The 7,011-nt window shown below is 56.5% G+C and carries 6 protein-coding genes; 5 read left to right on the top strand and 1 reads right to left on the bottom strand.

Going from position 1 to position 7,011, the window contains the following annotated elements:
* Positions 1-1,554 precede the first annotated feature (1,554 nt).
* Genes CEY15_RS18305 through CEY15_RS17220 form a run of 3 tightly spaced genes read left to right on the top strand, consistent with a single transcriptional unit; the run spans position 1,555 to position 3,715 of the window.
* Entirely contained in the window at positions 1,555-1,866 is a 312-nt protein-coding gene (locus CEY15_RS18305; RefSeq protein ID WP_141244317.1) for a hypothetical protein, read from the top strand.
* A complete protein-coding gene (locus tag CEY15_RS17225) occupies positions 1,863-2,750 on the top strand; it encodes a sulfotransferase (protein WP_095719440.1) in 888 nt (295 codons plus the stop codon). Before CEY15_RS18305 ends, CEY15_RS17225 begins: the two co-directional genes overlap by 4 nt.
* A 17-nt stretch (positions 2,751-2,767) precedes the next feature.
* On the top strand, positions 2,768-3,715 hold the full coding sequence (locus CEY15_RS17220) for a polysaccharide pyruvyl transferase family protein (RefSeq protein WP_176475174.1): 948 nt from the start codon (positions 2,768-2,770) through the stop codon (positions 3,713-3,715).
* Positions 3,716-3,728: 13 nt separating this feature from the next.
* On the opposite strand, the gene CEY15_RS17215 is transcribed toward CEY15_RS17220, so the two are convergent.
* Positions 3,729-3,962, bottom strand: a complete 234-nt coding sequence (locus CEY15_RS17215; protein ID WP_095719438.1) for a hypothetical protein — start codon at positions 3,960-3,962, stop codon at positions 3,729-3,731.
* A 217-nt stretch (positions 3,963-4,179) separates the two neighbouring features.
* Between CEY15_RS17215 and CEY15_RS18300 the strand changes: the two genes are divergently transcribed.
* Positions 4,180-5,310 (top strand): hypothetical protein, encoded by a 1,131-nt coding sequence (locus CEY15_RS18300; RefSeq protein WP_141244316.1) that lies wholly within the window; start codon positions 4,180-4,182, stop codon positions 5,308-5,310.
* A gap of 48 nt (positions 5,311-5,358) precedes the next feature.
* Positions 5,359-6,252 (top strand): putative capsular polysaccharide synthesis family protein, encoded by an 894-nt coding sequence (locus tag CEY15_RS17210; protein WP_095719437.1) that lies wholly within the window; start codon positions 5,359-5,361, stop codon positions 6,250-6,252.
* Positions 6,253-7,011: the final 759 nt, after the last annotated feature.

Genomic DNA, 7,011 nt, shown 5'->3' with positions numbered 1-7,011 from the left:
GACTAGGCGTACCCACTGGCCCTATCTGCCACACGGCGTGGCGCGCGTGCGGGATCAGGCCGTGCGGGCCGAGTCGCACCGGTTCTCCACCTCTCGAGTTAGTCGGCAAGCTCACTGGCATCTGTGGGCTGTATCTGGTGCGGCCTTCAGAACGCGATCGAGTTGTACGTGAACGAGAATTCCCAGACTGAGGCGCTGGATCGCATGCATCCGAACTTGCCGCTGCAGGCCCGCCTGATCAAGTGGCGCAGCCCACGACTACCCGCGCTACGGAAAACCGACGCTGTTCGCGGTTCTGGGGATCGCCCCCGGACAGGTCACCGCCGCACTGGAACCGCGCCGCTGAGACCAAGAGTTCTTGCCCTCCTCAAGCGAGTCGAGTGGGCTTTTCGACATGTGGTCGATGCGGGCGGACAGCCCACTGAGCCGTCCTGGGGGATGGACAACTTCGCCGGCCTCAAGCACGCCAACTTCATAGGGTGGCTGGCTACCAACCCCTGGTTCACCCTCCACTTACACCTACTCACGCCTCGGAAGGTTCGTCGGGGAACTCTGGCTGGGCGTCGTCGACAACACGCCATCCGCCGCAGCGTCCTCACACTCGTCCAAGACCTTAAGGTCGGAATCCACGCCTTCATCGACGCAGGAACAACCGTTCCCAACCCTCCGTCTGGGCCAAGACCGCCGACAAAGTCCTCGGGAAAGCCAGCCGACAAAGTCCTCGGGAAAGCCAATTGTAAGAGGACTTCAACTGCCGCCACCAGAAGGTTGATACACGCCCAAGAAGGCGTGGGATGGCCATATACCGAGTGCCTAAGTAACATAGCTTACTGGCCCGTGGTTCCTTGGCAATACTGGGCTCACCGACTGAATCGCCAGGATGGAAGGACCCCAAGGAGGATATGCGGGACCCGCTAATTGGCACGGCAGCGCACGCGTCGTCCAAGCAGACGCTTGGTATCAACAACGGCAGTGGCATGGTGCTTGAGACTGTCTTCACCTACCGCGAGACTTCAGGCGGCGCAGGTATCTTGCTCGCGAAGTTGATTATCGACAAGGCGCCCACGGTCCCGGACGCGCCCGAGCCGCCGAAGACTGCCCAGAACGTCGTGAACGGTTTCGTGCTCGGATTGATCGTCCACTTTGGAGGCGCTAACACAGCTAACGCGGAGGATCATCGCGGTAGGCTGAAGTCGCCGATTCTGGCAGGGTCGGGCGCCTCAGGCGTCCGTTCGACCCACTGCCGTCAGAAGGAGGACAAGCAGCCGGGTGCGTACCACATTGACCCGTTTCGAGATGGACTCTCGCCGGTTGCGGAGTCACTCGGGGGCGCTGTGCACCGGCTTCAGGTTTCCCCGCGTTGGAGGCAGACTTGGGTGCTGGTGTTGGATTCTACTGCGTGCGTGACGGGACAAAGCGGAGATCTTGACGGTCTTAGACTGGCGGATCGGAGGGGTAGGAGTGCGTACGGTGTCCCATTCCGACGCGGCCCTGTCAGCCATGACGACCGCGGAAGCTTGCTAATCGCTATGGCAGGCGGCGGGGAATAAACTGATGGGGGATGCGATAGGGCTCAATGTAGGTGAGCCGATCAAGATAGTTGGGGACGCCCGCACAGACCTCGATCCGCCTGACAAGGGTATCGATAGCTTATATTTCGAGATGCGGACGGACGATAAAGTGGCCGGAGAAGTGCTTGACGATAAGGGAGAGCACGCCGATGCTGATTGGCATGAGCCTATCTCGACCGTTAAGAGTAGTCCGATGGAGGTAAACCGAACAGATGGTAAGCGGCTCACCGAACACGAGGTTGACGCCGCACGGATTGTACCGAACCTGAAACAGACGCAGGGCAAATTGCTATGAGGCCTCGAAACCCCGACTTTATCATTGCTGGAGCGCAGAAGTCGGCAACGACGTTTGCGGCCGAATACCTGAACGGTTCGACCGGGGTTCTAGTCCAGCCGGGTGAGATTCCCTGGCTAGAGTCACCGTACTTCGAAGCCGGCGGTGCGTCGAGGGTGAGGTACAAACTTGCCAACGCACCGGCCGACCAGGTCATCGGTTTCAAGCGAGCTAATTATTTCACCACATGCGGAATCGCCAATCGTATTTCCAGAGAATTCCCGGATTCGGACGTCATCGTCATCCTTCGGGACCCGATCGGTCGAGCATTTTCGGCAACGCTGCACTACATCGAGTATGGACACTTGCCGTTTGGAAATCCCAACCAGCTGTTGGAGGAGTTGCTCGACGGAAAACACGTTGACGCCCGTCGCGCTTGGGAGGTGTTAAACTGGGGGCGCTACAGAGAGCACATCGAGTTCATGGTCGAAAGCGTCAAGCCAGAACGACTACATTTTATGAACCAGAAGGACGTCATTACGGATCCGAAGCGCGCCCTGGAAAAAGTTCCTTCGTTCGCCGCGGTGCAGCTTGCTTCCACGGTCCCGCCCAAAGTGAATTCAGGGGCCAGCGACAGCGTCGACTTATGGTTGCGTCGACGTATGCGATTGGCTCTAACGTCGCGCGACCAACTGACCGGCGCCGTCTACGCGGATCGAAGTAGCATGGCGAAATTGGCCTTGGGTACTGGTTGGAGATTTTGCGCTAGTTTAAATGATCGTGTTTCCGCCCGAACTCGCCCTTCCTTCGTGTTAGAGCCGTCAGTCAGAGAGCGACTAAACGATTACTATGCCGAAGATGTCAAATATGTTCGGAAAATGTTGGGTATTGACCTTACTTCTTGAGCAATTGGAGAGCATCAGTGAAAATCGTCGTGTTTGACCCCGCGCTGGAAAACGTGAATGCTGGAGACGAGATTATTTCCACCTCCGTGCAGTCAATTCCGGGTCTGGCGGTAGGCGACGCCGAGCGGCTCACGACCCATCGACTGCTACGCAAGGATGAGCGGCGTCTGGTTTCCGAGGCCGACCTGGTAGTATTGTCTGGAACAAACGCAATCAGTTCGAGGATGGAACGTTTCCGTCAATGGCTAATTGATCCCGACTTGGCTATCCGAATGAGAAACAAGCTTCTTCTCGTCGGCGTCGGGTGGTGGCAGTACCAAGACGAACCTAATCTTTACACGCGTAATCTATTACGGATAATACTCACAGACAAACTAACTCATTCAACTCGCGACGCGTATACCAACAAGCGCATCACCGCGCTTGGGTTCTCTTCTCTGATGACGGGATGCCCGACCATGTGGAACCTCGAAGAAAGAGCGCAAAGACCTCTCGGACGGAACGACAGGGCTGTCATTACGATCACGGACTACAAGCGTTCTGATCCAGAGGCGGATCGTCGGTGGATTTCTGTCGTGAAAGAAAAGTACTCGGAGGTGGGCATTGTCGGTATGGGGCCTGGTGACGGTTCATATTTTCGGGAACTCGGGATCCCTGATGTCGTATGGAAGGGCGCCGGCGTCTCGAGCCTAGACGCCGCTCTTCCGGGAGCCGACTTCGTCGGTACCCGTCTCCACGCAGGGGTCCGTGCGTTGCAGTGTGGCCAACCCGCGCTAATACTGGCTGTAGACAATCGGGCTTTCGAAATATCTAAGGACAGCGGTTTGAACGTCGAGAGCCGGTGGGACACGTTGGCAATTCATCGCTCAATTCACGGTCGAGTTCAACCGTCACCGTTGTCGATAGACTATGCGGCGATCCGGAAGTGGCGTGAGGCATTCGGCGCGCATGCTGGCTTGAGATGAACACGACTATCAATCAGAGGGTGGGTTCCAGAGACTCGCCTCCGATCTCGAGTTCGAGCGTGAGTCGCGCAGGTTTGGCGATACTGATCTTCGATTCGATCTGGCTTTTCGCCATGTTGACCTGGGCACTGTTAGATCCGGACGCGATACTGGCCGCGATCGGTGCTGCGGCGGCGTGGATGACTGCGTTGCCGTTAGTCTTGCCGCGGTACAGCTTCTTGTCGCCGTGGAGCCTCTTAGCGCTCACGGTGCATTTCGGCGGGGCGGCCAGGGGGTTCTATATCTCACTAAACCCGACGTTTGCATCTCGGGATATCGACCAGTTGTTCTTGCTTGGGCATCAGAGTAGCTACTTTGTTGGTCCCGGCCTGTGGTATCTAGCAGGCATTGGCCTTACCGCGTTGGTTTATGTATTATTCAGTGAACGTTGGGGCGCTAAGATTAGGCCCCCTTTTAGTAGACTCGTGTTCGCCAACAGCATTATTCTTCCGACCGTTGTTTTCGCGGCGATCGGGTTCTTGGCTCTTCTCGCGTATGTTCAGGTGTCTGGCGGCTTCTCTCTCGAGCAAATCTCTGCAAAAAGGTCCGTCATTTCAGGTCTAGAGGTCGGCGACGACTACCAAAGTCATGGCGTATTGCGTTTTCTGAACTCGTTCGGACAAGTCGCGTTGTGGGGCTACCTAGGCAAAACGGTGTATGATAATCCCAGATTCTCGTACATTTCCGTTCGCGGCATTTTCATCGCATTCCTCTTCGTGAATGCGGCGGCTCTTCCGTTCTACTCTTCGAGCCGATCCGAGGTCGCCTTCATCCTAATTGTAGCCGTGGCAATCGATGCGGGCGTTCGGCATCATGGACCCTCTCGCTTCGCGATCCTGTTCGGTGCGCTTGTCACAGTGGGCGCTCTGGTGTTCATGACGAATGTTCGAGGGACGAAGGACTGGCTTCAGAATGCTCAATTAGACTTGATCGAAGGTCTTGAGGGACTGGTTGTGCTTAACCGGAACTTCGGCGACTTCTTTACGTTTACTCACGTGACGCGAGCAGTCCCGGGCCTGTTGGATTGGGCTATGGGTTCGACCATCTATGGGCATCTCCTTGCGCCGATTCCTCGGGCGATTTGGCCTGACAAGCCATTGGTCAGCATCGGACCTCAGATTGGTATCAACGTTTACGGAAATGAGCGTTCGGGGGTCCCCCCAGGCTGGTATGCCGAGTGGTACTGGAACTTCGGACTGTTGGGATTTGTCTTGGGTGCGGTCTTGTTTGGTGTTGCTCTAAAGATTCTGGCGAATATGGTCCGGTCAGATCTTTGGGCTAACCCCTTGTTCGTTGTCTTCTACTGCGTTGTACTTTTTCGTTTTGGATACTTCGCTATAGGCGGCGGAATCGGCAGTTCTGTATTCAAGATGGTTACCGAGGCTGTTTGCTTAGGTTGCTTTTTCCTGGTCTGTACGATTGTTCCTGACGGAGAAAAGGGCCTTAAAGTTAGTGCGCGGCCTATTCGGGCCGTGGGCGCTCTCGGAAGAATTCCAGTTTGGCACCAGAGTGGCAGCAAGGGGAATTTCGGTCGCCTCAGACAACGTGGCGTTTGAGTGCGCGCGTCGATTCCTTATTATTAGAGGTTAGGCTGGATCTTTGAGATGAAGCAAACTCACTATGAGCTTCTCTGGCGACTCTACGTTGCGCCCAAGGGGCGATTGGGTAACGCCGTACAGGCTGCATTGTTGAAGTCAAGCGAGCAAGTTCGCTTGCGGCGAAAGCTGCGGGGTGCCGATACGATAATACTTACTCATTCGCAGGGCAAGGTCGGGTCGTCGTCTATGTACGACGCTTTGATGGCCGACAACCCCGTACCGAATTCTGTTGTTATGCACAGTCATGTGATCCGGTCTGCCGACGATCCGAGAGTTAGAGCCGTTCGACGGAAGATCACGCCACGCCGGACCGCCTACACCACTCAGATTCTATATCCTCTAATCCGCGATCGCGTCACGGGAAGCCTAAATTTTATCGTGATCTCGGCGGTGCGCGATCCTATTGATCGTGCGATCTCGGACTTCTTCCAGAACCTAGAGCGATATACACCGGACCGCCAGTATCCGCGCCCCGGTGAGCACACGGTTGAGGACTACCTTGGCTGGTTTCATTCGACCTATGAAGTGACGCGTGGTTCGCTTTGGTTCGAGGAACAATTCAATGAGCTGTTCGGCTTAGATTTCTATGGTACACCATTTGATCAGTCGTCCGGCTACCTAGTAGTAGAGAGTTCGCGGGTAAAGGCGGGTATCATTCGCTTTGACAGGATTTCCGATAGTTGGGCCGAGTTTAGCGAAAGACTATTAGGTCGCAGCGTTGAATTGCTGCGAAGCAACGAAGCAAAGACAAAGGCTTACGGTCACGTCTATGCAGACTTTAAAGCTCGGCTTCGATTGGACCGGAACCTTCTCGCTGAGATCTACAGTGCGCCACACGTGCGTTACTTCTACACTGAGATGGAGCGCAATGCGGCGATCGAACGGTGGGCTGAGGAATAGAGCCTCAGAACGGGGAGCGACCCGTGACAAGGAGCCGGGAGCAGCCTTGCGAAGCGTCACCCTGAGCGTCATGTCCACCCTCCGGTGACAGCGTGCCATCACGTTCTCCGTAAAAGGGGGAGACGGCAATGATAGTGGCCATGGTACTTCACCAATCATCCGTTCCGGGCACATTGTGATCGGCGTCTACACCCACATAGACATCCACCTTGCAGCCTTGCCTCGGCCCGGTCGCCGAGGCTATCGAGACCTTGATCCTCCCCGCCGAGAAGATCGGGTACCAGCGCTTGCTGGAGTGGGCCACCTCGTTCGGTCTGGTCACCGTCTTCGGTATCGAAAAGCCCGGGTCCCACGGTGCCGCACAGTCCTCTTTCCTGCGGGCCTGGGCACCAGGTGGTCGAAGTCAACCGCACTAACTGTCGCCTGCGGCGAATCAGCGGCATGTCCGACATGCTCGATGCTAATAGTGCAGCCCGCGCCGTTCTGGCCGGCTACCCCACCGCCATCCCGACGGCCACCGGGGGTGGTGGCTCTTCCGGTTTCAGAGTGCGTTGATCCGTGTCTGGTGTTGGCGGTGTTAGGGACGCCTTTCGGAAAGCAGGGTTCTGACGATCGGGTAGCGCGAGGATGAGCATCAGGTAGCGGTGGGCGGCGTCGTGTGCTCGTGTCGGTTCGACGCGTGGCAACCAGGCTGCGCGTGATTCCGAACAGGAGGCACGGTGACTGACTACCGATTGGTGATGTCGCTACTGCTGCAGA

This window comes from Dietzia natronolimnaea, from assembly GCF_002289575.1.
Lineage (GTDB): Bacteria > Actinomycetota > Actinomycetes > Mycobacteriales > Mycobacteriaceae > Dietzia > Dietzia natronolimnaea_A.
This window is presented reverse-complemented; position numbering and strand designations above follow the sequence as displayed.

Bases quoted from the DNA above. Each gene is read 5' to 3' on its own strand.
- CEY15_RS18305 (WP_141244317.1), top strand. From the start codon at position 1,555: ATGGGGGATGCGATAGGGCTCAATGTAGGTGAGCCGATCAAGATAGTT.
- CEY15_RS17225 (WP_095719440.1), top strand. From the start codon at position 1,863: ATGAGGCCTCGAAACCCCGACTTTATCATTGCTGGAGCGCAGAAGTCG.
- CEY15_RS17210 (WP_095719437.1), top strand. From the start codon at position 5,359: ATGAAGCAAACTCACTATGAGCTTCTCTGGCGACTCTACGTTGCGCCC.